The organism is Actinoplanes sp. NPDC049316, assembly GCF_040677315.1.
Lineage (GTDB): Bacteria > Actinomycetota > Actinomycetes > Mycobacteriales > Micromonosporaceae > Actinoplanes.
Genome location: NZ_JBFAQM010000003.1, coordinates 126,691 through 150,109, shown reverse-complemented (window position 1 = coordinate 150,109; position 23,419 = coordinate 126,691). Strand labels below are relative to the sequence as shown.

The 23,419-nt window shown below is 72.5% G+C and carries 21 protein-coding genes; 14 read left to right on the top strand and 7 right to left on the bottom strand.

The window, feature by feature from the left end; all coding sequences use genetic code 11:
• Positions 1-26: 26 nt before the first annotated feature.
• From AB0K03_RS05955 to AB0K03_RS05945, 3 genes are read left to right on the top strand one after another with little or no spacing between them, the layout of a single operon-like run.
• Positions 27-791 (top strand): ATP-binding cassette domain-containing protein, encoded by a 765-nt coding sequence (locus AB0K03_RS05955; RefSeq protein ID WP_364681106.1) that lies wholly within the window; start codon positions 27-29, stop codon positions 789-791.
• Positions 788-1,549, top strand: coding sequence for an ABC transporter permease (locus tag AB0K03_RS05950; RefSeq protein ID WP_364681103.1), 762 nt, complete (start codon positions 788-790; stop codon positions 1,547-1,549). Before AB0K03_RS05955 ends, AB0K03_RS05950 begins: the two co-directional genes overlap by 4 nt.
• 18 nt (positions 1,550-1,567) lie before the next feature.
• Complete coding sequence (locus tag AB0K03_RS05945; RefSeq protein WP_364681100.1) at positions 1,568-2,359, top strand: MerR family transcriptional regulator; 792 nt, start codon at positions 1,568-1,570, stop codon at positions 2,357-2,359.
• Here the strand turns inward: AB0K03_RS05945 and AB0K03_RS05940 are convergent.
• Positions 2,347-4,302: an amino acid transporter gene (locus tag AB0K03_RS05940; protein ID WP_364681098.1), complete on the bottom strand. Its 1,956-nt coding sequence runs from the start codon at positions 4,300-4,302 to the stop codon at positions 2,347-2,349. The two genes, AB0K03_RS05945 and AB0K03_RS05940, sit on opposite strands and share 13 nt — an antisense overlap.
• Before the next feature lie 248 nt (positions 4,303-4,550).
• Between AB0K03_RS05940 and AB0K03_RS05935 the strand changes: the two genes are divergently transcribed.
• From AB0K03_RS05935 to AB0K03_RS05900, 8 genes are all read left to right on the top strand, one after another.
• On the top strand, positions 4,551-4,640 hold the full coding sequence (locus AB0K03_RS05935) for a potassium-transporting ATPase subunit F (RefSeq protein WP_364681095.1): 90 nt from the start codon (positions 4,551-4,553) through the stop codon (positions 4,638-4,640).
• Positions 4,640-6,286 (top strand): potassium-transporting ATPase subunit KdpA, encoded by a 1,647-nt coding sequence (gene kdpA / locus AB0K03_RS05930; RefSeq protein WP_364681093.1) that lies wholly within the window; start codon positions 4,640-4,642, stop codon positions 6,284-6,286. Before AB0K03_RS05935 ends, kdpA begins: the two co-directional genes overlap by 1 nt.
• Entirely contained in the window at positions 6,283-8,415 is a 2,133-nt protein-coding gene (kdpB, locus tag AB0K03_RS05925; RefSeq protein WP_364681090.1) for a potassium-transporting ATPase subunit KdpB, read from the top strand. Before kdpA ends, kdpB begins: the two co-directional genes overlap by 4 nt.
• A 5-nt stretch (positions 8,416-8,420) precedes the next feature.
• Entirely contained in the window at positions 8,421-9,266 is an 846-nt protein-coding gene (locus AB0K03_RS05920; RefSeq protein WP_364681088.1) for a potassium-transporting ATPase subunit C, read from the top strand.
• Positions 9,267-9,269: 3 nt separating this feature from the next.
• Positions 9,270-11,753, top strand: a complete 2,484-nt coding sequence (locus AB0K03_RS05915) for a DUF4118 domain-containing protein (RefSeq protein WP_364681085.1) — start codon at positions 9,270-9,272, stop codon at positions 11,751-11,753.
• Positions 11,750-12,427, top strand: a complete 678-nt coding sequence (locus tag AB0K03_RS05910; protein WP_364681082.1) for a response regulator — start codon at positions 11,750-11,752, stop codon at positions 12,425-12,427. The genes AB0K03_RS05915 and AB0K03_RS05910 overlap by 4 nt, the downstream gene beginning before the upstream one ends.
• Positions 12,428-12,600: 173 nt before the next feature.
• Complete coding sequence (locus AB0K03_RS05905) at positions 12,601-15,471, top strand: M36 family metallopeptidase (protein WP_364681080.1); 2,871 nt, start codon at positions 12,601-12,603, stop codon at positions 15,469-15,471.
• Between the two features lie 138 nt (positions 15,472-15,609).
• Complete coding sequence (locus tag AB0K03_RS05900; RefSeq protein ID WP_364681720.1) at positions 15,610-15,960, top strand: (2Fe-2S) ferredoxin domain-containing protein; 351 nt, start codon at positions 15,610-15,612, stop codon at positions 15,958-15,960.
• Positions 15,961-15,975: 15 nt separating this feature from the next.
• On the opposite strand, the gene AB0K03_RS05895 is transcribed toward AB0K03_RS05900, so the two are convergent.
• From AB0K03_RS05895 to AB0K03_RS05885, 3 genes are read right to left on the bottom strand one after another with little or no spacing between them, the layout of a single operon-like run.
• Complete coding sequence (locus tag AB0K03_RS05895) at positions 15,976-17,052, bottom strand: helix-turn-helix domain-containing protein (protein WP_364681077.1); 1,077 nt, start codon at positions 17,050-17,052, stop codon at positions 15,976-15,978.
• The gene (locus AB0K03_RS05890) at positions 17,036-17,824 is read right to left on the bottom strand and encodes an ABC transporter permease subunit (protein ID WP_364681074.1); all 789 of its coding nucleotides are present in this window, start codon (positions 17,822-17,824) and stop codon (positions 17,036-17,038) included. Before AB0K03_RS05890 ends, AB0K03_RS05895 begins: the two co-directional genes overlap by 17 nt.
• Positions 17,802-18,728, bottom strand: coding sequence for an ABC transporter ATP-binding protein (locus AB0K03_RS05885; RefSeq protein ID WP_364681072.1), 927 nt, complete (start codon positions 18,726-18,728; stop codon positions 17,802-17,804). The genes AB0K03_RS05890 and AB0K03_RS05885 overlap by 23 nt, the downstream gene beginning before the upstream one ends.
• Before the next feature lie 277 nt (positions 18,729-19,005).
• On the opposite strand from AB0K03_RS05885, the gene AB0K03_RS05880 reads away from it, so the two are divergent.
• Positions 19,006-19,329, top strand: a complete 324-nt coding sequence (locus AB0K03_RS05880) for an STAS domain-containing protein (protein ID WP_364681069.1) — start codon at positions 19,006-19,008, stop codon at positions 19,327-19,329.
• A 60-nt stretch (positions 19,330-19,389) separates the two neighbouring features.
• Here AB0K03_RS05880 and AB0K03_RS05875 read toward each other — a convergent pair whose 3' ends face one another.
• Positions 19,390-19,857, bottom strand: a complete 468-nt coding sequence (locus AB0K03_RS05875) for a hypothetical protein (RefSeq protein ID WP_364681066.1) — start codon at positions 19,855-19,857, stop codon at positions 19,390-19,392.
• A 247-nt stretch (positions 19,858-20,104) separates the two neighbouring features.
• On the bottom strand, positions 20,105-20,695 hold the full coding sequence (locus AB0K03_RS05870) for an HD domain-containing protein (protein ID WP_364681064.1): 591 nt from the start codon (positions 20,693-20,695) through the stop codon (positions 20,105-20,107).
• 47 nt (positions 20,696-20,742) lie between these two features.
• Here AB0K03_RS05870 and AB0K03_RS05865 point away from each other — a divergent pair, with 47 nt between their 5' ends.
• Entirely contained in the window at positions 20,743-22,158 is a 1,416-nt protein-coding gene (locus AB0K03_RS05865) for an alpha/beta fold hydrolase (RefSeq protein ID WP_364681061.1), read from the top strand.
• A gap of 60 nt (positions 22,159-22,218) precedes the next feature.
• Positions 22,219-22,479, top strand: a complete 261-nt coding sequence (locus tag AB0K03_RS05860; protein ID WP_364681059.1) for a DUF3040 domain-containing protein — start codon at positions 22,219-22,221, stop codon at positions 22,477-22,479.
• A gap of 9 nt (positions 22,480-22,488) precedes the next feature.
• On the opposite strand, the gene AB0K03_RS05855 is transcribed toward AB0K03_RS05860, so the two are convergent.
• The gene (locus AB0K03_RS05855) at positions 22,489-23,274 is read right to left on the bottom strand and encodes an ATP-binding protein (protein ID WP_364681057.1); all 786 of its coding nucleotides are present in this window, start codon (positions 23,272-23,274) and stop codon (positions 22,489-22,491) included.
• Between the last annotated feature and the right edge of the window lie 145 nt (positions 23,275-23,419).

Sequence of the window (23,419 nt, the reverse complement as noted above, 5' to 3'; positions counted from 1 at the left end):
AGCGTCAACCCTCCATGCTGACCGCCATGAGCGCGATCCACGTGCAAGGCCTCGAGAAATCCTTCAAAGACCTGAAGGTGCTGCGCGGTGTCGACGTCGACGTCGCACGGGGCAGCATCTTCGCCCTTCTCGGCTCCAACGGGGCCGGCAAGACGACCCTGGTACGGATCCTGTCCACCCTGCTGCGGGCGGACGCCGGCACCGCCCGGGTCGACGGCTTCGACGTCGCGACCCAGGCCGCCGACGTCCGCCGGTCCATCAGCCTGACCGGGCAGTTCGCCGCTGTCGACGAGATCCTCACCGGGCGCGAGAACCTCGTCCTGGTCGCCCGGCTGCGGCACCTGAAGAACGCCGGCGCGATCGCGGACGCCCTGCTGGAGCGCTTCTCGCTGGCCGAGGCCGGAGCGCGGCGTGTGGCGACGTACTCGGGCGGGATGCGGCGCCGGCTCGACATCGCGATGAGCCTCATCGGCGACCCGCCGGTCGTCTTCCTCGACGAGCCGACGACCGGGCTCGACCCGCAGGCCCGGCTCGAGGTGTGGCAGGCCGTCGAGGAACTCGCCGAGGGCGGCACGACCGTGCTGCTCACCACCCAGTACCTGGACGAGGCGGAGCAGCTCGCCGACCGGATCGCGATCCTGCACGAGGGCCGAATCATCGTCGACGGCACGCTCGGCGAGCTGAAGAAGCTCCTGCCGCCCGCGAAGGTCGAGTACGTCGAGAAGCAGCCGAGCCTGGAGGACGTGTTCCTCAGCCTGGTCGGCGCCCGCACCGACGGAGGTCAGCGATGAACAAGCACTTCGTGGGCGACACCGCCGTCCTGCTGGGCCGGTCCCTGCGGCACATCGCGCGCAGCCCGGACACCATCATCACCACCGCGGTCACCCCGATCGCGATGATGCTGCTGTTCGTGTACGTCCTCGGCGGCGCCATCCAGGCCGGCTCGGGCAGGTACGTGAACTACCTGCTGCCCGGCATCCTCATCATCACCATCGCCTCGGGCATCTCGTACACGGCGTACCGGCTCTTCCTCGACCTGCAGGGCGGCATCTTCGAACGGTTCCAGTCCATGCCGATCGCACGCGCCGCCGTGCTCTGGGCGCACGTCCTGACGTCCGTGGTCGCCAACCTGATCTCCGTCGTGGTCGTCGTGCTCGTCGCCGTCGCGATGGGCTTCCGGACCGGGGCGAGCGTGCTGAACTGGCTGGCGGTGGCCGGCATCCTCGTGCTGTTCACGCTGGCGCTGACCTGGATCGCGGTGATCCCCGGCCTCACCGCCCGGTCGGTGGACGGCGCGAGCGCGTTCGCGTACCCGCTGATCTTCCTGCCGTTCATCAGCTCGGCCTTCGTGCCGACCGCGTCCATGCCGGGCCCGGTACGGGCGTTCGCCGACAATCAGCCGGTGACGTCGATCGTGAACACGATCCGGGACCTGTTCGCCCAGCGGCCGGTCGGCAGCGGCATCTGGACCGCCCTGGCCTGGTGCGCCGGAATCCTCGTCCTGGCGCTGCTGTTCGCCGCCCGCACCTACCGCCGCCGGGCCTCCTGAGCGGGCAGGATCGAGAGCATGCTGACGATCGGTCAACTGGCGGCGTACGCCGGTGTCACGGTGCGCGCGGTCCGGCACTACCACCAGATCGGCCTGCTGCCGGAGCCCGAGCGCGACGCCTCGGGCTACCGGCGGTACGGCGCCACGGCGGTCGTGGCGCTCATCAAGATCCGTACGCTCGCCGACGCCGGCGTGCCGCTCTCCCGGATCGGCACGATGCTGGCCGCCGGCGCGACCGCGTTCGCCGCGACGATCGACCAGATCGACCGGCGCCTGTCCGAGGAGATCCAGCGGCTGGAGACCAGCCGCAAGCAGATAGCCCAGCTCACGTCCGGCGACAGCGCGGCACTCCCGCAGGAAGTGGTCTCGTACCTCGGCATGCTCCGGGAGATCGGGGCGTCCGAGCGGATGGTGGAGGCCGAGCGGGACGGGTGGATCCTGATCACGGCACGCTGGCCGGACCGGGTCCGCGACTGGATCCCCGCGAAGGTCGCCCAGCTCGGCGACCCGCGCATCGTGCGCCTCTACCGCGTGCTGTCCGACCTGCTCGACAGCGACCCCGTCGACGACCGGCTCGCGGCGGAGGCCGCCGACATCATGGCCGCCCTGGCCGAGGAGGCGGACGCCGCCGGTGAGATCGCGCAACCTCCGGAGGGCGAGGACGAGCTGCCGTTCGACCTGCTCGACGCGCTGGCCGACGAGGCCGACCCCCGGGCGCAGCGGCTGCGCGACCTGATGCGCGAGCGCGGCTGGTCGGGCTGGAACAGGTCGGAGCGGGTGGAGTCACCGGCCCGGAGTCAGCCGACGTGAACGTGCGGCCGGCGCCTCCGGTCGGGTTCGGCCTGGCGCAGCATCTCCCGGGTGACCGGCGCGACCTCACCCTGGCCGAAGATGAGATAGCGCAGGAAATTGGCGACGGGATTGCCCTCGGTCCATTCGAAATAGATGTGCGGGCGGCGCCCGGTGGCGTCCCGGATGTGTAGCAGCAGCGCGGCGATGGCGCTGGGCACCGAGGAGCTCTCGACGCTCAGGACGCGGTAGCGGTGGTGCAGCACCTCGCCGTGCAGATGGAGCTCGGTCTCGAAGTCCGAGGCGTCGGTGACGGTGACCTCGATGAAGATGACGTCGCTGTCGTCGGCCATGTCGTTGTCGGCCAGGATCTGGGCGATCTTGTCGCTGTACTCGCGCGCGTCGCGGTTGTCCGGCTCGTTGGCGATGAGCCGGACGTTGCGCCGACCGCACTCGCGCAGGAACGTCTCGGCGACGGTGTCGGTCTCGATGTGGGTGACCCGCAGCTCGAACGCCCGGTACAGGCGCGACAACAGCGACACCGCCAGGATGCCGGCGATGAAGCAGGCGGCGATCTTGACGCCGTCGGGCCGTTCGGCGATGTTCGCGATCGTCGTGTAGGTGAAGATCAGCGCGATGGCCCCGAACGCGATCGTCCGGCCGTGCTGCGCCTGACGTCGCGCAGAGAGGGTGACGGCGGTGGCCGCCGAGGTGATGAGCACCAGCACGCCGGTGGCGTACGCGCCGCCCTGCGCGTCGACGTCGGCCCGGAAGATGACCGTGATGAGGAACGCGATCGCGGTGAAGACGAGGACCAGCGGGCGTACGGCCCGCGCCCACGACGGCGCCATGCCGAACTTGGGCAGGTAACGCGGGACCAGGTTGAGCAGACCGGCCATGGCGGACGCCCCGGCGAACCACAGGATGGCGATCGTGGACAGGTCGTACGCCGTCCCGAAGGCCGCGCCGAGGTTCTCGTGCGCCAGGTAGGCCAGGGCGCGGCCGTTGGCCGGGCCGCCGGGCTCGAAGGCGGCCTGCGGGATCAGCACGGTGGTGACCACGCTGCTGCTGATCAGGAACACGCTCATGATGCCGGCGGCGGTGGTGAGCAGCTGCTTCGCGCCGTGGATCCGCCCCGCGGGCCGCCGGGGGTCGTCGCCGGGGCGCCCCTTGACGTGCGGCATGACGGCGACGCCCGTCTCGAAGCCGGACAGGCCCAGCGCGAGCTTGGGGAAGACGAGCAGGGCGATGCCGACCATGGCCACGGGGTTGCCGTGCTGGGTGGTCAGCGCGGTGGTCCAGTCCTCGACCCGGCCGGGGTGGGTGAGGACCCGGATCAGGCCGTCGGCGATGACCACCACGTTGAGCGCCAGGTAGACGCCGACCAGTCCGACCGCGATGCCGATGGCCTCGGTGAACCCCTTGAGGAACACCCCGCCCAGCAGGGCGACGAGCACGAGCGTGACGATGATCTCGTGGCCCTGCAGCGACGCCGGCCAGAACGGGTTCTCGTCGATGTGCGCGGTGGCGTCGGCCGCGGACAGCGTGATGGTGATGATGAAGTCGGTGGCGGCGAAGCCGAGCAGCACCAGGACGAACAGTTTGCCCTTCCAGAACGACAGCAGCCGCACCAGCATGGCGATCGATCCCTCGCCGTGCGGGCTGTCCGTGGCGACCCGGCGGTAGACCGGCAGCGCGCCGAGCAGGGTGACCAGCACGAGGACGAACGTGGCGATCGGCGAGAGCACGCCGGCGGCGAGGGCGGCGATGCCGGGCTGGTAGCCGAGGGTCGAGAAGTAGTCGACGCCCGTCAGGCACATGACCTTCCACCACGAGTGCGCCTTCTCCTGCTCCGGGGCCTGCGCGTGCGGGCCCTGGTGGCGCTGGGAGTGCTCGTTGAGGCCCTGCAGCAGCCATTCCCGTACGCCGTGCTGCTCGGCTGGTGCGCGGGTCGTTGCGGTCACGCGAGGTCTCCCGGGGGCGATGTGTGGTCCCTGCCGCGAGTATTCATCCGCGACGGCGCCGCGTGCCCGCTCGCGGGCGTTAAGAACGCGTCAAAAACCGGGCGGGGGCGCGTCATCATCGCGTGAACGCCGGTGACACGGGGCGGCGCGGACGCTGTGCTGGGTCCCATGGTTGATCTCATATTCGTCGGTCTCACGGTGGCGCTGTTCGCGGCGCTGACCGTGCTGGTACGGGCGGTCGAACGCCGGTGAGCGCCGTCAACCTCGCCGGCCTGACCGTGGCGCTGCTGCTGGCCGCCTTCATGGTCGCCGCCCTGCTCTTCCCGGAGAAGTTCTGATGCCCGGCTGGCTGTTCGTCATCACCCTGGTGGCCGCCCTGGCAGTGGTCTACCGCCCGTTCGGCGACTACATGCACCGGGTCGTGACCGGCACCCGCAGCACCGTCGCCGAACGCGGCCTGTACCGGCTCATCGGCGTGGACGCGGCCGCCGGTCAGACCTGGGGCGTGTACGCCCGCAGCGTCCTCGCCTTCTCGGCGGTTTCCGTCCTCTTTCTCTACCTGCTCCTGTGCGTGCAGGACAGGCTGTGGCTGTCGCTGGGCCTGCCGCCGGTGACCGGCCACGTCGCGTGGAACACCGCGGTCAGCTTCGTGACCAACACCAACTGGCAGGCGTACGCGGGTGAGTCGACGATGGGCCACCTGGCGCAGATGACCGGCCTGGCGGTGCAGAACTTCGTCTCGGCGAGCGTGGGCATCGCGGTGGCGGTGGCGCTCGTCCGCGGCCTCGCCGCCCGGGGCACGCCCGAGCTGGGCAACTTCTGGGTCGACCTGGTCCGCGTGACGCTGCGGATCCTGCTGCCGCTGAGCCTGCTCGCGGCGGTCGTGTTCGTGGCCGCGGGCATGGTGCAGAACCTCTCCGGCGGCACCGACGTCACCACGCTCACCGGCGCCGTCCAGCACATCCCCGGCGGCCCGGTCGCCTCGCAGGAGGCCATCAAGGAGATCGGCACGAACGGCGGCGGGTTCTACAACGTCAACGCCGCGCACCCTTTCGAGAACCCGGCGGCGTGGACGAACTGGCTGCAGCTGTTCCTTATCCTGCTGATCCCGGTCTGCCTGCCCCGGGTGTTCGGCCGCATGGTCGGGCAGAACCGCCAGGGGTACGCCATCGTCGCCGTGATGGCGATCCTCGCCGTGGCCGCCATCGCCCTCACCGTCGGCTTCGAGACGCACGGCGCCGGCACCGTGCCCCAGGCGGCCGGGGCGGCCCTGGAGGGCAAGGAGGTCCGCTTCGGCGTCGCGAACTCGGCCACGTACGCCGCGGTGACCACGCTGACCTCCACCGGCTCGGTCGACTCGTTCCACGACTCGTACACCGCGCTGGGCGGCATGATGCCGATGGTCCACATGATGCTCGGCGAGGTCGCGCCCGGCGGCGTCGGCGCCGGCCTGTACGGGATGCTGATCCTCGCCGTGATCACGGTCTTCGTCGCGGGCCTGATGGTCGGGCGCACCCCGGAGTACCTGGGCAAGAAGATCGGCGCCCGCGAGATCAAGCTCGCCTCGCTGTACTTCCTCGTCACCCCCACCCTCGTGCTGGCCGGCACGGCCGCCGCCTTCGCGACCGGCAACAACGCCACGGCACTCAACGTGGGCCCGCACGGCCTCTCCGAGGTCCTGTACGCGTTCGCCAGCGCCGGCAACAACAACGGCTCGGCGTTCGCGGGCATCACCGTCAACACGCCCTGGTGGGACACCGCGCTGGGGCTGGCGATGCTGCTCGGCCGCTTCCTGCCCATCGTCCTCGTGCTGGCGCTGGCCGGGTCGCTGGCCCGGCAGCGGGCGGCGCCGGAGACCGAGGGCACGCTGCCCACCCACCGGCCGCTGTTCGTCGGCATGCTCGCCGGCGTCACCGTCGTCCTGGTCGCCCTGACGTTCCTGCCCGCTCTCGCTCTCGGACCCCTCGCGGAGGGCCTCTCATGACCACACCCATCCTGCGCGAGGGACCGGCCGTCCCCGCGCCCGCCCCGGCCTGCGCCCGCCGCATCGGCGGTGGCCTGCTCGACCCCGCCCTGCTGTGGCGCTCCCTGCCGCACGCCCTGGCCAAGCTCGATCCGCGGACGCTGTGGCGCAACCCGGTGATGCTGGTCGTCGAGGTCGGCGCGCTCTTCACCACCGTCCTGTCGGTCACGGATCCGAGCGCGCTGGCCTGGATCATCACGGTGTGGCTCTGGCTCACCGTGGTGTTCGCCAACCTCGCCGAGGCGGTGGCCGAGGGGCGCGGCAAGGCGCAGGCCGCCGCGCTGCGCCGGTCGCGGCAGGACACCGTCGCCCGGCGGCTGGTCGGCGGCGTCGAGCGGCTCACGCCGGCGCCGGAGCTGCGGCAGGGCGACGTCGTGGTGGTCGAGGCCGGGGGGACCATCCCCGGCGACGGCGACGTGATCGAGGGCATCGCCAGCGTGGACGAGTCGGCGATCACCGGCGAGTCGGCCCCGGTGATCCGCGAGTCCGGCGGCGACCGGTCGGCGGTCACCGGCGGCACCCGGGTGCTGTCCGACCGGATCGTCGTACGGATCACGCAGAAGCCCGGCGAGAGCTTCGTCGACCGGATGATCGCGCTGGTCGAGGGCGCCGACCGGCAGAAGACGCCGAACGAGATCGCCCTGAACATCCTGCTGGCCGCCCTGACGCTGATCTTCCTGCTGTCGGTGGTCACGCTGCAGCCGCTGGCCGTGTCCGCCAAGCAGTGGCAGGCCGCGGCCCCGGACACGGCGGCGATCACCGACGACGGCGTCACCGGCATCGTGCTGGTGTCGCTGGTCGTGTGCCTGATCCCCACCACGATCGGCGCGCTGCTGTCGGCGATCGGCATCGCGGGGATGGACCGCCTCGTGCAGCGCAACGTGCTCGCGATGAGCGGCCGGGCCGTGGAGGCCGCCGGCGACGTCGCCACGCTGCTGCTGGACAAGACCGGCACGATCACGCTCGGCAACCGTCAGGCCGCTGAGTTCGTACCCGTGGAAGGGGTGGCGGCCGCGACCCTCGCGGACGCCGCGCAATTGTCCAGCCTGGCCGACGAGACGCCCGAAGGGCGCTCGGTGGTGATCCTCGCGAAGACCGGGTTCGGGCTGCGCGAGCGCGAGACCGGCCTGATCGGCGACGCGACGTTCGTGCCGTTCACCGCGCAGACCCGGATGAGCGGCGTGGACCTCGGCGACCGGCGGATCCGCAAGGGCGCCGCCGCGGCCGTCATGCAGTGGGTCCGGCAGCACGGCGGCCACCCGACCGCGGAGGTCGGCGAGCTCGTCGACGCGATCAGCGGCACCGGCGGCACCCCGCTCGTGGTCGCCGAGCACGTCGCCGGGCACCCCGCCCGCGCCCTCGGCGTCATCCACCTCAAGGACGTGGTCAAGCCGGGCATGCGGGAACGGTTCGACGAGATGCGCCGGATGGGCATCCGCACCGTCATGATCACCGGCGACAACCCGCTGACCGCTCGCGCGATCGCCGAAGAGGCGGGCGTCGACGACTTCCTCGCCGAAGCCAAACCGGAGGACAAGCTCGCCCTGATCAGGAAGGAACAGGAGGGCGGCCGGCTGGTCGCGATGACCGGCGACGGCACCAACGACGCGCCCGCGCTGGCCCAGGCGGACGTCGGCGTGGCGATGAACACCGGCACGTCGGCCGCCAAGGAGGCCGGCAACATGGTCGACCTCGACTCCGACCCGACCAAGCTCATCGAGATCGTGGAGATCGGCAAGCAGCTGCTGATCACCCGCGGGGCGCTGACGACGTTCTCGATCACCAACGACATCGCCAAGTACTTCGCGATCATCCCGGCCGTGTTCGCCGCGGTGTACCCCGGGCTGGGCGCCCTCAACGTGATGCGGCTGCACTCACCGGGCTCGGCGATCCTGTCCGCGGTCGTCTTCAACGCGCTGGTCATCGTCGCGCTGATCCCGCTCGCGCTGCGCGGCGTGCGCTACACCCCCGCCGGCGCGAGCGCGCTGCTGCGCCGCAACCTGTGGATCTACGGCCTGGGCGGCGTGCTCGCCCCGTTCGCCGGCATCAAGCTCATCGACCTGCTCGTCCAGCTCATCCCCGGGATCTGATCACCATGCGACTGCCCTCCTGGTTGGCCCAGCACCTCGCGGCGCTGCGCGCCCTGCTCGCCCTGACCGTCCTGCTCGGGCTGGCGTACCCGCTGGCGATGGTCGCAGTGGGCCGCCTGCCCGGCCTGTCCGGCCGGGCCGACGGCTCCCTCGTCACGGCCGGCGGCGCCCCCGTCGGCAGCCGGCTCATCGGCCAGGCGTTCACCGGCGCGGACGGGCGCCCCGACCCGCGCTACTTCCAGAGCCGCCCGTCCGCGGCCGGCGACGGGTACGACCCGACCGCCACGGCGGCGAGCAACCTCGGGCCCGAGGACGTGGTCGACACCGCGGCCCGTCCGAGCCTGCTCACCCAGGTCTGCTCGCGCAGTCGCGCGGTGGGCGAGCTCGAGGGCGTCGACGGGCGGCGGCCGTACTGCACGGCGGGCGGTGTCGGCGCGGTGCTGGCCGTCTTCCGCCGCGACGGGCTGACCGGGCCGGTCACCCGGGTCGTCTCGGTCAACGAGACCGGCACGCCGTTCCTGGCCGCGTACGAGGGTGTGACCGTCGAGCCCGCCTCGCCGGGACAGGACTACCGGGCGCTCGGCGCGCTCATCACGCCGGTCCGCGGGGACGCCCCGGCCCGGCCGGTGGTGCCCGCCGACGCGGTCACGGCGAGCGGCAGCGGCCTCGACCCACACATCAGCCCGGCGTACGCCGAACTTCAGGTGCCCCGGATCGCGCGGGAACGTGGCCTCGGGCCCGATCGGGTGCGAGCCTTGATCCGGCGGCACACCGACGACCGCGCCCTGGGCTTCCTCGGCGAGCCCGGCGTCGACGTGCTGGAGCTCAACCTGGCGCTCGACGGAAAGTAGACGATGGCACGCGGTGAACTCCGGATCTACCTCGGGGCCGCCCCCGGCGTGGGCAAGACGTACACCATGCTCGAGGAGGCGCACCGTCGCGCCGGGCGGGGCACCGACCTGGTCGTCGGCCTGGTGGAGACCCACGGCCGTGCGCACACCGCCGCGATGCTCGATGGTCTCGAGGTGCTGCCGCGGCGAACGCTGCGCCACCGCGGCAGCGCGTTCACCGAGATGGACGTCGACGCGCTGCTGGCCCGCAAGCCGCAGGTCGCCGTGGTCGACGAGCTCGCGCACACCAACGTGCCCGGCTCCCGCAACGGCAAGCGCTGGCAGGACGTCCAGGAGCTGCTCGACGCCGGCATCTCCGTGCTGACCACGGTCAACGTGCAGCATCTGGAGTCGCTCAACGACGTGGTCGCGCAGATCACGGGCGTCGAGCAGCGCGAAACGGTCCCCGACGCCGTGGTCCGCGCCGCCGAGCAGGTCGAGCTCGTCGACATGACCCCGGAGGCGCTACGCCGGCGGATGGCTCACGGCAACATCTATCAGCCCGAGAAGATCGACGCCGCGCTGGGCAACTACTTCCGTACGGGCAACCTCACCGCGCTGCGCGAGCTGGCCCTGTTGTGGCTGGCCGACAAGGTCGACGACCAGCTCGGCAAGTACCGCGCGGACCACGGGATCGACACCACGTGGGAGGCGCGGGAGCGGGTCGTCGTCGCGCTGACGGGCGGCCCGGAGGGCGACACTCTGATCCGCCGGGCCGCCCGGATCGCCGACCGCAGCAAGGGCGCGGATCTGATGGCGGTGCACGTCGCCCGCAACGACGGCCTGGCCGGCGCCGACCCCGCCGAGCTGGCCCGGCAGCGGGTGCTGGTGGAGAGCCTCGGCGGCACCTACCACCAGGTGCTCGGCGTCGACGTGCCGCGGGCACTGCTGGAGTTCGCCCGCGCGGTGAACGGCACCCAGATCGTGCTGGGCGCCTCGAGCCGGGGCCGCGTCGCCCAGCTGTTCTCCGCGGGCGTGGGGGTAACCACCACCGCCCTGTCCGGCTCCATCGACGTGCACCTGGTGACCCACGAGCGGGCCGGGAAGGGCCGCCGGGCCCGCCGGCCGCCCGCGGCGCTCTCCCGGTCCCGGCGGATCGCCGGATTCCTGGTGGTGCTGCTCGGGTTGCCGCTGCTCACCGCCCTGCTGCGGCTGGGCTCGGGCTTCTCCTTGGCCGCCGACATCCTGCTGCTGCTCGCCGCCGTGGTCGCTGTCGCGCTCATCGGCGGGCTGTGGCCGGCGCTGCTCGCCGCCGTCGCGGGTTCGATGCTGCTGAACTGGTTCTTCACCCCGCCGGTGGGCGAGTTCACCATCGCCCAGGGCGAGAACCTGCTCGCCCTGGTGGTCTTCGTCGTCGTGGCGGTCGCCGTGAGCTGGGTCGTCGACACCGCCGCGCGCAAGACCCGGCAGGCGGCGCAGGCCGGCGCCGAGGCCCAGACCCTGGCCACGGTCGCCGGCAGTGTCCTGCGCGGCGAACGGCCCCTGACGGCGTTGCTCGAGCGCCTCCGCGAGACGCTCGGGCTCGACGCGGTCACCGTGCTCGACCGGGGCGCCGTCGTCGCCGAGGTCGGGCATCCGGTCTGCACGTCGCCGGCCGAGGCCGACGCCGAGGTCGTCGCCGACGAGAATCTGGTCGTGCTACTCAAGGGGAAACCGCTGCAGGCCAGCGACCGGCGCATCGTCGAGGCGTTCGCCGCCCAGGCCACCGTCGCGCTGCGGCAGGAGCGGCTCAGCGCCGAGGCCGCCGCCGCCCGGCCGCTCGCGGAGGCCGACCGCCTGCGTACCGCGCTGCTGGCCGCGGTCAGCCACGACCTGCGGACGCCGCTCGCCTCGGCGAAGGCCGCGGTCGCCGGCCTGCGCAGCGCCGACGTGCACTTCGACGAGCACGACCGCGCCGAGCTGCTCGAGACCGCCGACGAGTCCATCGACCGGCTCATCGGGCTCGTCACCAACCTGCTCGACATGAGCCGGTTGCAGGCCGGTGCGCTCGGCGTCGCCCCGATCGACGTCGGGGCCGAGGAGATCGTGCCCCGCGCGCTGGACGACCTCGGCCCGGCCGGGCACACCGTACGCGTGCACATCCCGGACGACCTGCCCTACCTGCACGCCGATCCGGGCCTGCTCGAACGCGTGCTCGTCAACCTCACCGCCAACGCCCTGCGGCACAGCCCGCCGGGCGATCCACCCGTCATCACCGCCAGCGCCCTGGGGGAATCCGTGGAGATACGCGTCATCGACCGGGGCCCCGGCATCCCGGCCGACCGCTGGGATCACGTCTTCCTGCCGTTCCAGCGCTGGGGCGACCGGGACAACCACACCGGGGTGGGCCTGGGCCTGGCGCTGTCGCGCGGGCTCACCGAGGCCATGGGCGGGGACCTGACGCCGGAGGAGACGCCCGGCGGAGGGCTCACCATGATCGTACGGCTCCCCGCGGCGCCCGCCCGATGACCCGCATCCTCGTCGTCGACGACGAGCCGCAGATCGTCCGGGCGTTGAGCATCAACCTGCGGGCCCGCCACTACGACGTGGACACCGCGGCCGACGGCGCCTCCGCGCTGCGGGCCGCGACGCACCACCTTCCCGACCTGGTGGTGCTGGACCTCGGCCTGCCCGACATGGAGGGCACCGACGTCATCCGGGGCCTGCGCGGCTGGACCGGCGTCCCGATCATCGTGCTGTCCGGGCGCGCCGAGAGCCGCGACAAGGTGGACGCCCTCGACGCCGGCGCCGACGACTACGTCACCAAGCCGTTCGGCGTCGACGAGCTGCTAGCCCGCATCCGGGCGGTCACCCGTCGCGCCCAGCCGGCCGACGAGGCCCCGCCGGCGGTGGTTATCGGCACGCACACCGTCGACCTCGCCGCGCACACCGTCACCGGCGGTGACAGCGAGGTCCACCTCACCCCGACGGAATGGCAGCTGCTCGAGCATCTGCTGCGCCACCCCGACAAGCTGATCACCCAGCGGGCGCTGCTGCAGGACGTCTGGGGACCGCAGTATCTCACCGAGACCAACTACCTGCGCCAATACATGGCCCGGCTGCGCCGCAAACTCGAGTTCGACCCGGCGCACCCGCGCCACCTGCTGACCGAGCCCGGAATGGGATACCGCTTCCGCCCCTGACGCCGGCGACCGGCCCATTCTCGCATTCGTCTTTCGCGGATTTCTCTAAACCACGGAATCACTGTTTCGACGATTGTGTATTCATCGCCGACGGCTGGTGCCATCGATTTTCGTGAGTATGCTGCTGCGTGGGATCCCGAACCCTCTCCTTAGGACTGACCGTAGGGAGCCGCGTGAAACCCACTCCTGCCGCTCGGCGCGCACTCAGCTGTGCCGTCGTCACCGCGCTGAGCATCGCCCTCACCCCCGCCGCCTTCGCTTCCCCCGCCCCGCCCGGTGATCCCGCACCGCCCCGGTTACGGCACGAGCCCGCGCGCAAGCCGTTCTTCGACGCCCGCCGCGCCGCCACCCCGGACGGGCGCCCGACCCGGCAGGCCACGCCGACGCCGGCCGCGGTCGCCGCCCTCCACGAGTCCCTCGGCGTGCAGGGCATCGTGGACATCGACCCGGCCACCCGGACCGCTCGCCGGATCGCCCGGCTGGACGGGTTCCTCACCGGCCCCAGCCCGAAGCCCGCCGTCACGATCGCCAAGGACTACCTCACCGCCCACCCGGAGATCTTCGGGCTCAGCGCCGACGAGGTCGCCGCGCTGCGGCTGCGCAAGGACTACGTCGACGTGGCGGGCACCCACCACCTCAGCTTCCAGCAGCTGGCCGACGGCGTCGTGGTCTTCGGCAACGGCGTACGGGCCGACGTCGCCAAGGACGGCCGACTGATCCAGGTCACCGGTTCGCCGGTGGCGAGCACCCCGGGCGGCCTGGGTGCCGCGAAGCTCTCGGCCGCGCAGGCCCGCGACGCCGCCGCGCGCGACGCCGGCGGCAGCTCCCGGACCACCGTGGCCACCGCCGGGACGAGCGCCGACCGGGCGACCGTCTTCACCTCCGGCGACCGCGCGAAGCTGGTGGCCTTCGCGACACCCGGCGGCATGCGCCTCGCCTGGCAGACGCTCACCATGCGCGAGGGCTACCTGCATGTGCTGGACGCGGCCACGGGACGGGTGCTGTACCGGCAGTCCCTGCTCGTCTCCGACAACGCGCCCAACGCGCTGGCCTGGACCAACTACCCCGGCGCGGAGGCCGGCGGGCAGCAGCACCCCCGCTCGCTCGCGAAGTGGATCACACCGGACGCCACGACCCTGTCCGGCCGGTCCTCGCACGTGTTCCTCGACCTCAACGACAACGACGAGGCCGACGCCGGCGAGGAGGTCGCCCCGAACGCGCCCGGCACCTGGCGGTTCCCGTTCAAGGACTTCACCGCCGAGGTCGGCGCACCCTGCACGCCCAGCCTGCAGTGCTCGTGGAACCCCAAGGTCGCGTACTCGTGGCGGGACAACGCGAAGCAGAACGCCGCGCAGCTCTTCTGGTACACCAACAACTTCCACGACCACCTGGAGAAGTCCCCGATCGGCTTCACCCGGGCAGCGGGCAACTACGACCAGGCCGACGGCGACCCGATCGAGGTGAACGCGCTCGACGGCGCCGACACCGCCGACGGCTTCCCCGACTTCTTCCACACCGACAACGCGAACATGCTGCCCACCCCGGACGGCGTGCCGGGCCGCATGCAGATGTACCTGTTCTCCGACCCGAGCTGGCCCGACGACCCGTTCCTGCCGGGCAACTCCGGCGACGAGGCGGACGTCGTCTACCACGAGTACACCCACGGCGTGTCCAACCGGCTCGTGATCGACGCCGACGGCAACTCGACGCTCACCGGCGCGCAGGGCTACGCGATGGGCGAGGCGTGGAGCGACTGGTACGCGTTCGACTACCTGGCCGCCCAGGGCCTGCAGAAGGACACCGGCGCGCCGGGCGAGGTGCTCGTCGGCCGCTACGTCGGCCGCAACCAGAACCTCATCCGTACGCAGCCGCTCGACTGCGCGGTCGGCGCGGACGCGTCCCTGTGCCCGGGCGCCGGTGACGCCGGTCCGGGTGGATACACGTACGGCGACTACGGCAAGATCATCGGTTTTCCGGAGTCGCACGCCGACGGCGAGATCTGGGGCGAGACGCTGTGGGACCTGCGTACGGCGCTGGGCTCCAAGATCGCCGAGTCCCTGGTGACCCGGGCGATGGAGCTGTCGCCGGCGAACCCGACGTTCCTCGACATGCGCAACTCGATCGTCATGGCGGACAGGGTGGTCTTCCGCGGCGTACACCAGAACCGCATCTGGAAGGTCTTCGCCGCCCGCGGCATGGGCTTCTTCGCGGCCTCGACCGACGCGGACGACTACACGCCGGTCGAGGACTTCTCGCTGCCGCCCGCGCCCGGCGCGCCGCTGACCTCGGTCAAGGGCAACATCACCGACACCGACACGCACGCGCCGCTGGCCGGGGCGACGGTCTCCTTCCCGGGGCACGACTCCGGTTTCGGCGGCTCGTACACGGCGGTCACCGACGACGCCGGCCACTACACGATCCGCAACGTCCTGCCGGGCACCTACCCGGAGGTGACCGCCGCGAAGCCCGGCTACGACCCGCAGCTCCGTGACCTGCCGGTGCGGCGCGGACCCAACCGGGCCGACTGGTCGCTGCGCCGCAACTGGGCCACCACGGCCGGCGGCAGCTCGGTGATCGACTCCAACGGCGACGACTACAGCTTCATCGGCTGCGGTCCCGAGGCCGCCCTGGACGCCTCGCAGCGCACCGGCTGGAGCACCGACGCGACGGCCTCCGGCAGCGGCATCGAACCGCGCCACATCGTGGTCAAGCTCCCGGCGGCGGTGACCGTCGGTTCGATCGCCGTCAACCCGACCGGCAGCTGCGGCGACGACCCGAGCTCGTCGACGGGCGACTACCGCCTCGAGACGTCCACGGACGGCACGACCTGGACCGTGGCCTCCCAGGGCCACTTCGGCAAGGACAACCGGGACAAGATGAACCCGCTGTCCCTGGCGGCGGGCAGCACATCGGGCGTGCACTACCTGCGCTACACGATGCTGGGCACGCAGGTCGCCGAGGAAGGCGGCACCTGCCCGGGCAACTACAGCGGCTGCTACTACGTCGACACCGTCGAGGTCGGCGTCTACGGCACCGCCGGCTGAAGGCCCAGGGCCGCGCCGGTCACATGACGTGACCGGCGCGGCCCGGGCCCACCGCATGCCGCGCCGGGCTCGGGGCCGGCGCTATCGTTTGCGGTCGTGACCCGTCGCCCCTCCCCCGCCGGCCCGGACGGCTGCACCGTGACGGTGTGCCGCGGCTGCTGCTGCGGCACCGCGCGGACCGTCCCCCGCTTCGACCACGCCGGCCAGCTCGCCCGGCTCCGGGCGGCGGTCGCGGACCAAGCCACCGTGCGGGTCAGCGACTGCCTCGACGCCTGCGCCCACGCCAACGTCATGGTGGTCCAGCCGTCCCCGGCGGGCCGCCGCGCCGGCGGCCGGCCGGTCTGGCTCGGCCTGGTCAACGACCACGACGCCGACGCCGACATCGCCGCCTGGATCCGCGCGGGCGGCCCCGGCCTGGCCGGCCTGCCGCCGGTCCTCGACCTGTACGAGGTCACCCCGCCGCGCCGCATCCGCGAGCAGCTCGCCTGACCACCGCGGGCCCGGTCATCCGGGCCAGCTCAGCAGTCGCGCTCCCAGCACGGCCGCCTGCAGCGTGAACCGCTGCGTCGGCTCGCCCGGGTGGTAGCCGGTCAGGTCGCGAATCCGGTCCAGGCGGTACGTCACCGCCCGCACCGAGAGGTGCATCCGCCGGGCTGTGGCCGTGTGGTTGCCCTGGCTGTCGAAGAACGCCGTGAGCGTGTCGAGGTAGGGTCCGGCTCCCCCGCGCGCCCCGGTCAGCGGTCCGAGAACCGTGGTGACCAGGTCCATGATCGCCTCCCGGTCGCGCAGCAGGACCGGGAAGACGAGCAGATCCGCCGCGTACAGCACGGGCGCGGTGAACCCGAGCTTGACGGCGTGGTCCAGCGCGCCGCGGGCCTCGTCCAGGGAGGCGGCCAGGCCCTGCAGACCCCGATGGGTACGGCCCACAGCGAGCTGCCAGCCGGCCGTACCCATCTCGGCGAGCAGCAGCCGGGAGAGCTCCCCGCTGATCCCCCGCAGGCCGCCGGCGCTGATGCAGACGAGGTCGTCGCCGCGCAGCGTGGTGAGGGTGTTGCCCTCCCCGAACCGCGCGGCGAGCGCGGCGTCGACGCGGCGGGCGGCCTCGACCGTGAGCCCGGGCGCGCGAGCCACCAGCACGGTGTGCGCCGCCGACAGCCGGATGCCGTAGCGGTGCGCGCGCTCGGCGAGGTCGCCCGGGTCGGCGCGGCCGGTCAGCAGGTCGGTGACGAACGCGGCCCGGGCGCTGTCGCGCCGGTCCAGTTCCCCGCGCGCCCGGTGGTTGTACCCGTCGACGGCCGCCGCGAGCGTCTCCCGGGCGGTCGTGAGCAGCGCGGCCGCCCGTCCATGCACTGCGTCCGGCACGTCGGTGGCTGCCGGCGCGGCCGACGCCCAGTGCCCGATCGACGCCATCATGACCGCTTCGACCAGTTCCCGCAGCTGCAGGCCGGCGTCGGCGACCCTGGCCCCGAGTGCCGCGGCGGCCCGGACCCGGACGCTGCCGCCGGGCCCGGTCAGCAGGCCGGCGCAGGCCTCCGGGAGCCAGCCCTCGGTCGTCGCGGCCCGCTCAGACACCGACGTCACGGCGGTCGAACAGCATCACCCCGGCGACGACGGCCACCGCCCCGGCCACCACGAGCACGAGCAGGTGCCCTGGATGCCACCCGGTACGCAGCGGGTCGGTGCCGATGAAGTAGTGGAACGGCGACAACCAGCGCAGCCAGCCCCAGCCTTGAGCCATGCCGCTGATGGCGTTCGCCATGTACGTCGCCACGGCGATGATCCCCGTGACCGACAGGACGATCGCGCGCCGGCCGGTTGCGCCGCCGACGAGGAACGCGAGACCGCCGAAGCACCACGTGAGTGCGACGAGGCCGGCGCCCGCGGCCGCCACGGACGACAGCGGGACGTCCATGCCGACGGCCGGCACGATGATCATGAGGAGCAGCCACGGGACGGCCGCCACCGCGGTGACCGCGGCGCCGGCGGCGGCCAGCCGCTGAACCGCGAATGTCCTCCGGGACACGGGGTTGGCCAGCAGCAGCTCCATCCCCCCGCCCTCCTCCGGCGCGGCGATGGTCCGCGCGATCATCGTGGTCGCACACATCAGCACCAGCAGCGGGCCGATCAGGCTGAAGATGCTCGCCTGCAGGTAACCTGCCGGCGAGAGGAAGTCCGCGACGCCGAGGAAGTCCAGCATCCCCTTGGGCAGCGCGTCCTGCTTCAGCTCGGCGGCGCCCTGGAACTGCGGGTAGAACGCCGTGTAGACGGTGGTGAACGCGGCGACGCCGGCCGCCCAGCCCAGAACCGCGCGACGGTCGTCGCGCCACGTCTTACGCATCAGCGCGGGCACCATCACGGTCTCCTTCGGAGTGGTAGTAGAACGACAGGAACGTCTCCTCGAGATCGGGCTCGCTGGAGAGCAGGTCGACGACCTCGTGCCGCGCAGCCGCCTTGACGAGCGGATCGAGCCGGCCGTCCACCGTGCACCGCAGCACCGGGCCCGATACGGACACCCCGCTCACCCCCGGCAGGCTGTCGAACTCGGCGGCCGCCACCGGATCCGCGAAGTGAATCTCCACGCTGCGCACGGCACGGCGACCCAGGGACTCGACGCGTTCCACGGCGGCCAGCCGCCCGTCCCGGACGATCGCCACGCGATCCGCGACCTCCTGCACCTCGGCGAGCACGTGCGAGGACATGAACACGGTCTGCCCGCCGGTGCGGGCGTCCCGGACCATGGCGAGGAACTCCTGCTGCATCAGCGGGTCCAGGCCGCTGGTGGGCTCGTCCAGCACGAGCAGGTCCGGCTCGTGCATGAAGGCCTGGATCAGCCCGACCTTCTGCCGGTTGCCCTTGCTCATCGTGCGTACCGGCGCCGACAGATCCACCTGGAGCCGGTCAGCCAGGTCACCGATCCGCGCCCACGGCACGCCGCCGCGCAGGTCGGCCAGAAAACGCAGCAGGTCGCGGGCCGGCTCGCGGCCGGGGAACACCAGTTCCCCCGGCAGGTAGCCGACGCGGCGGTGCACGGCCGCCTTGTCGCGGCGCGGATCCAGGTCCAGGATCCGGGCACTGCCCCGGGACGGGCGCAGGAAGTCCAGCAGCAGGCGGATCGTCGTGGTCTTTCCGGCCCCGTTCGGCCCCAGGAACCCCATCACCTCCCCGGCGTGCACGGCCAGGTCGAGGTCCTCTATGCCGCGACGGGGACCGTAGAACTTGGTCAGGCCCTCGGTCAGCACGGCGGTGTCCGGCGTCATGAGCCCTATCGTGGCGATCGGATGCCGCGGGATCCAGGTCGGGGTCCGGCCGCTTCGGGGCCCGCTCGTTGCTGACATCCGGCATGAGAGGGCTCGGTCCGTCGTCAGCTGTCCGAGAGGACACGCGCTTCGCGCGTCCGGCACCGGGAGGGCACTCGCCGAATCGGTCTGTCATAGGAGTGCGGAGGTTCTGATTCTTGATCGTCACAAACGCTGGGAACTGCGAGGGGTACGACGGTCGCCCGGCACAGCGGCCACCGAGCTGAAAGGATGTCCGATGACCTACGTGATCAACACGCGGCGGTTGCCCGAGCCGGCCATGACGATCGGGATCGAGCCGCAGGGTGAGCTCCGTTCCGAGAAGGCTGCCCGCCTGCTGCTCGACCGTTTCGTCATGGTTCTGGCGGCCACCCGGCCGGAACGAATCGTCGTGGACCTCAGCGCCGTCCCCTCGATCTCCGAGGACGGTGTCGAGGCGCTGCGGTCCGGATGCGACAAGGCCGCCGTCACCGAGGCGCGGGTGGCAGTGGTCCACTCCGCACCGGAGGTGCGCGATCAACTGCACCGCCATGGACTCGAGAACCTGATAGCGAGATCCTGACAACGTCAGCCGCCGACCCCGCAACGGCAGGGGGCCGAGGGCCGGCGCTGCACGACGCCATCAGATCTGCCGGGACCACGCGACGGCGAGCGTCACCGCGCTCACCGTCAGGACGGTCGCGGCCACCGTCGCCCAGCGCCCGACGTGGTGACCCAGCAGTCGCAGCGTCAGCCTGTCCTGCACCGCCGCGATCCCCGCCATCACGAGCACCCCGGCCGGGGCGAGGAGCAGGCCGGCGAGGAAGTGCACGGCCCACGCCCCCGCCTTGCCGGGGCCACCCCAGGAGTGGTCGTACGGCCCCGGGTCGACGAAGCCGTACAGCGCCCCGCGCAGCACGGACAGCGCCTCGACACCGAGCGGAACGAGGGCCGCGACGCCGAGCAGGGTGCTGATCACCCCGTGGCCGAGGACACGTCCCGCCCTCGGATGCCGGGGCACGTCCACGTCGGAGCGGCCGAGCACGCGTACGCGCAGCCGGCGGCACCACCGTACGGCCGTCGCGGACCGGCCGGTCGAAGCCAGCAGCACGGTGACGAGCGACGCCGGGATCAGGACGGCGCAGAAGGCCAGGCTCCGACCGGCCGTCCGCGCGATCCGGGCTCCGCGGTGAAGGTGGCGAGGGGTCGTGTGGGGTGAGGTCGCCTCCTCAGCGTTGTGCAATTGCGAGGCCGGCGACACGGGGCTACCGCTGCCGCCGTGGGCGTGCCAGCTCCCTTGACGAGGGAGCCGTCGAACGCTTACGGCGTACTCGATCGGTGAGAGGTTGGCCGGAGTCCTAGACGATCGGGTACCCGTACTCGGCGGCGAGCGCGGTCAGCTCCGGTTCGCCGTACCGGTGCACCATCTCGGCGAAGCGGGCCACCTTGTCCTCCCCGAAGCGGCGTACGGAGGCCCGGTAGGACGCGGCGGTGAGGAACACCGGCGGGCTGTTCTTGCTGTGGAACTTGTCCGCGTACATGACGAGCTCCTCCTCGCCGGTGTCCGCGAGGTAGTCGCCGGGCGGTATGGGCAGGTCCCGCCGGGTGACGTCGTCGTGGGTGATTCCCGTGCCGGTGTGGTGCGAGCAGAACCGGCACAGGATCTCGGGGAAGCCGAGGTCGCGGAGCATCTCGTGGCCGAGGACGCCGTGCCGGATGTAGTTCGCGTGGTCGAGGGTTCCCGACGGGCTGTAGAGGCGGTACACGCCGATGTCGTGCAGCAGGCACCCGGCCCGGACCAGGTCGGCGTCGAGGGCGCTGCCGGGCAGGAACTGTTCGGCCACCCGGCACACGATCACGCTGTGGGTGTGGACGACCTCGAGGGCCTCGCGGGTGGGGGCGAAGCGCTCGTGGAGCGCGCGGATCTCGTCGTCCGTGGGTATCTGCACGGGGAACCATTCTCCAGGCCTGGTTCGGACCGGCTACGGTGGCGCGCGTGTGGAAGTGGCGGGCAATGCTGCTCCTGGGCCTTGTCCTGCTCGGCGCCGGCACCTCCGGCCTGCACCAGGCGACCCGCGGGCTGCGTTGCGAGGTCACGTCCGTCGGCGGCGTACCCGTGGAGGTGGTCCGTGCCGCCGGCCCGGCGCCGCGACGGCCCGCCGTCGTCGTCGCGCACGGGTATGCCGGTTCCGGCCGGCTCATGCGGCCGTTCGCCGACACGCTCGCGCGGCGCGGGTTCGTGGTCGCGCTGCCGGATCTCGCCGGCCATGCCGGCAACGCGCGCCCGCTGAGCGGGCCCGGCGAGATCGACGCCGAGATGGCCGCTGTGATCGGGTACGTGCGCAGCCGGGCCGACGTCGACCCGGCGAAGGTCGTGCTGCTGGGCCATTCGATGGGTGCCGCGGCCGTGGTACGCGCGGGTGCCGCCGACCCGGCCGTCGCCGCGACCGTGGCGATCTCGCTGGGCGACGACGCGGCGCCCGTACGGCCCGGTCCGCGGCGCCTGCTGCTGATCGTGGGCGGACTGGAGCCGGCCGGCATCCGGGACGCGACGGAGAAGGCGTTCACCGCGCAGCCGGAGGACCGGCGGCTGGTCCGGGTGCCGCTCGTCGAGCACGCCGGGGTGCTGTTCGCCGACCGTACGCACCGGGAGGCCGCGCGCTGGTTCGACGACGTCCTCGGCCACCGGCCGGAGCACCACGTCATCGCGGCGAAGGATCGGTTGTCGCCCGCTGGCCTGCTGCTGGTGGGCTTCCTGCTGGCGATCGTGTCCCTCTGCCGCCGGTCCGCGTTCGCCGTGCCGGGGCCGCCGCGGGGCGCGGATCTGCGGTGGCTGGCCGGTGCGACGCTCACGGCTCCCGTGGCGGGTCTGGCCGGCGGCGCGCTGACGTCCCGGTTGCTGCCGTCCACGGTGTCCGGCTATCTGATCGGGTACGCGGCCGGCGCGGGCGCTGTGCTCGCCGCCGCCGGTTGCCGTCGAGTCTCCGTACGGCGGCCACGGGCCGGAGCGCTCGCCGCATGCTTCGCGCTCGCGGTGGCCGGCACGGCGACCGTGGTCGTGCCCGTGCACGCGGGGCTGACGTCGGTGGTCCCGTACGGCTCGCACGCGTGGCTCGTCGTCCTGCTGGCCGCGGCAGTGGCCCTGCTGCTCGGTGGGGCGCACGCCGCGGCGGGGCCCCCGTACAGTGTCATGGTTCTGGCCCTGGTCTCGGCGCCGCTGCCGGTGGCCGCGGCAATCGGCCTGGCGCCCGGGTTCCTCGCGCTGGTCACGCCGCTGGTGGCGGGGCTGGGTGTGCTGTATCTGCTGCTGGGCGGCTTCGCCTGGCGGGCCGGCGTGCCGTGGTGGGCGACCGTGCCGGCCGGCGCGCTGATGATCGCGTGGCCGGTCGCCGCATCGCTGCCGATCGATTGAATCGATCTCCGCGTCCTGTGAGGATGGGCGTGAGGCACGCCGCCGTTAAGAGGTGATCGTATGCTCAGCGATCAGGACCGGCACGCCCTGCAGGACATCGAGCGCGGCCTGGCCGGTGACGATCCCGGCTTCGCGTCGCGGATGGGCGGGCCGCCCGCGGAGCGCCCGCTGCCGACGATCCTGCTCCTCAGCATGCTGCTCTACGTGACGCTGCCGATGGTGGCGTTCCTCTTCGGCCGCACGGGGGCGGTGCTGACGCTGCTGTTGTTCGCCCTGGCGGTGCTGATCGTCCTCGTCCGCCGCCTGCCGGCGGCGGGCTGAGCGGCCGCGTCACCGCGCGGTGCGCAGGGTGGCCCAGACGAGCTTGCCGTCCCGGGTCGCCATGGCGCCCCACGCGGTGGCCCGGGCACCGACGACGCGCAGCCCGGCGCCACGTCCGCCCGGCGACGGGTCGAGCAGCCGCGGGAGCCGCGGGTCGCCGTCGCGGACCGACAGGTGCAGGCCGGTGCCGCGACGCCAGACGGTGACGGTGACGTCCGTGCCGGCGTGCTCGACGGCGTTGGTCACCAGCTCGGAGACGATGAGCCGGGCCGGGTGCAGCAGGTCCGGCATCCGCCACGCCTCGCAGGCCGCGCCGACGAGGTTGCGGGCCGCGCAGGCGGACAGCTCGTCCGGAGCCAGGTGGATCAGCTGGAGCCGCTGCGTCCAGGGCACCGAGCCGGCCACCGCGGTGCGGGCCTGCTGCGGCGTGGACCGCACCGGGAAGTAGCGTTCGACGCCGAGCCGCGCGAACCGGTCCCGCAGCGGCGTCCCGGGCGCGACGGCCACCGTGAAGCGGACCGGCGGGTGCAGCGCGGCCGCCTTGCGGTTGATCGCCACCCACATGGCCGCGCTGGCGGCGAGGGGGTCGTCGAAGTCGAGCAGGTCGACGACGATCGCCGCGGGGTGCTCGGCCAGACACTTGCGCAAGCCGGTGAACGTGTCGGCGGCGGAGCGCCGGCCGAAGCGGCCCCGGACGACGAGGTCGAGGATGCCGGTGTCGAGGTCGCAGATGACCGACAGCCCGGCACGGTCCGGGTCGGCGGGCCCGAACAGGTACGGAGGAATCACCTCCATCGTCAGCCCTTTCGTCGGGGCCGCCGCCGAACCAGCGGCCACCCCGGCGAGTCTTCTCAGGTCATTGCCCGGCGGCAACCATCGAACCGCTTCATCACCCTGACCAGGGACAAGTGGCACGCGGTGATGGAAGCGGCATGATGCA

Bases quoted from the DNA above. Each gene is read 5' to 3' on its own strand.
- AB0K03_RS05950 (WP_364681103.1), top strand. From the start codon at position 788: ATGAACAAGCACTTCGTGGGCGACACCGCCGTCCTGCTGGGCCGGTCC.
- AB0K03_RS05880 (WP_364681069.1), top strand. From the start codon at position 19,006: ATGACCTACGTGATCAACACGCGGCGGTTGCCCGAGCCGGCCATGACG.
- AB0K03_RS05920 (WP_364681088.1), top strand. From the start codon at position 8,421: ATGCGACTGCCCTCCTGGTTGGCCCAGCACCTCGCGGCGCTGCGCGCC.
- AB0K03_RS05910 (WP_364681082.1), top strand. From the start codon at position 11,750: ATGACCCGCATCCTCGTCGTCGACGACGAGCCGCAGATCGTCCGGGCG.
- AB0K03_RS05945 (WP_364681100.1), top strand. From the start codon at position 1,568: ATGCTGACGATCGGTCAACTGGCGGCGTACGCCGGTGTCACGGTGCGC.
- kdpA (WP_364681093.1), top strand. From the start codon at position 4,640: ATGCCCGGCTGGCTGTTCGTCATCACCCTGGTGGCCGCCCTGGCAGTG.
- AB0K03_RS05890 (WP_364681074.1), bottom strand. From the start codon at position 17,824: ATGGTGCCCGCGCTGATGCGTAAGACGTGGCGCGACGACCGTCGCGCG.
- AB0K03_RS05915 (WP_364681085.1), top strand. From the start codon at position 9,270: ATGGCACGCGGTGAACTCCGGATCTACCTCGGGGCCGCCCCCGGCGTG.
- AB0K03_RS05885 (WP_364681072.1), bottom strand. From the start codon at position 18,728: ATGACGCCGGACACCGCCGTGCTGACCGAGGGCCTGACCAAGTTCTAC.
- AB0K03_RS05855 (WP_364681057.1), bottom strand. From the start codon at position 23,274: ATGGAGGTGATTCCTCCGTACCTGTTCGGGCCCGCCGACCCGGACCGT.
- AB0K03_RS05955 (WP_364681106.1), top strand. From the start codon at position 27: ATGAGCGCGATCCACGTGCAAGGCCTCGAGAAATCCTTCAAAGACCTG.
- AB0K03_RS05860 (WP_364681059.1), top strand. From the start codon at position 22,219: ATGCTCAGCGATCAGGACCGGCACGCCCTGCAGGACATCGAGCGCGGC.
- kdpB (WP_364681090.1), top strand. From the start codon at position 6,283: ATGACCACACCCATCCTGCGCGAGGGACCGGCCGTCCCCGCGCCCGCC.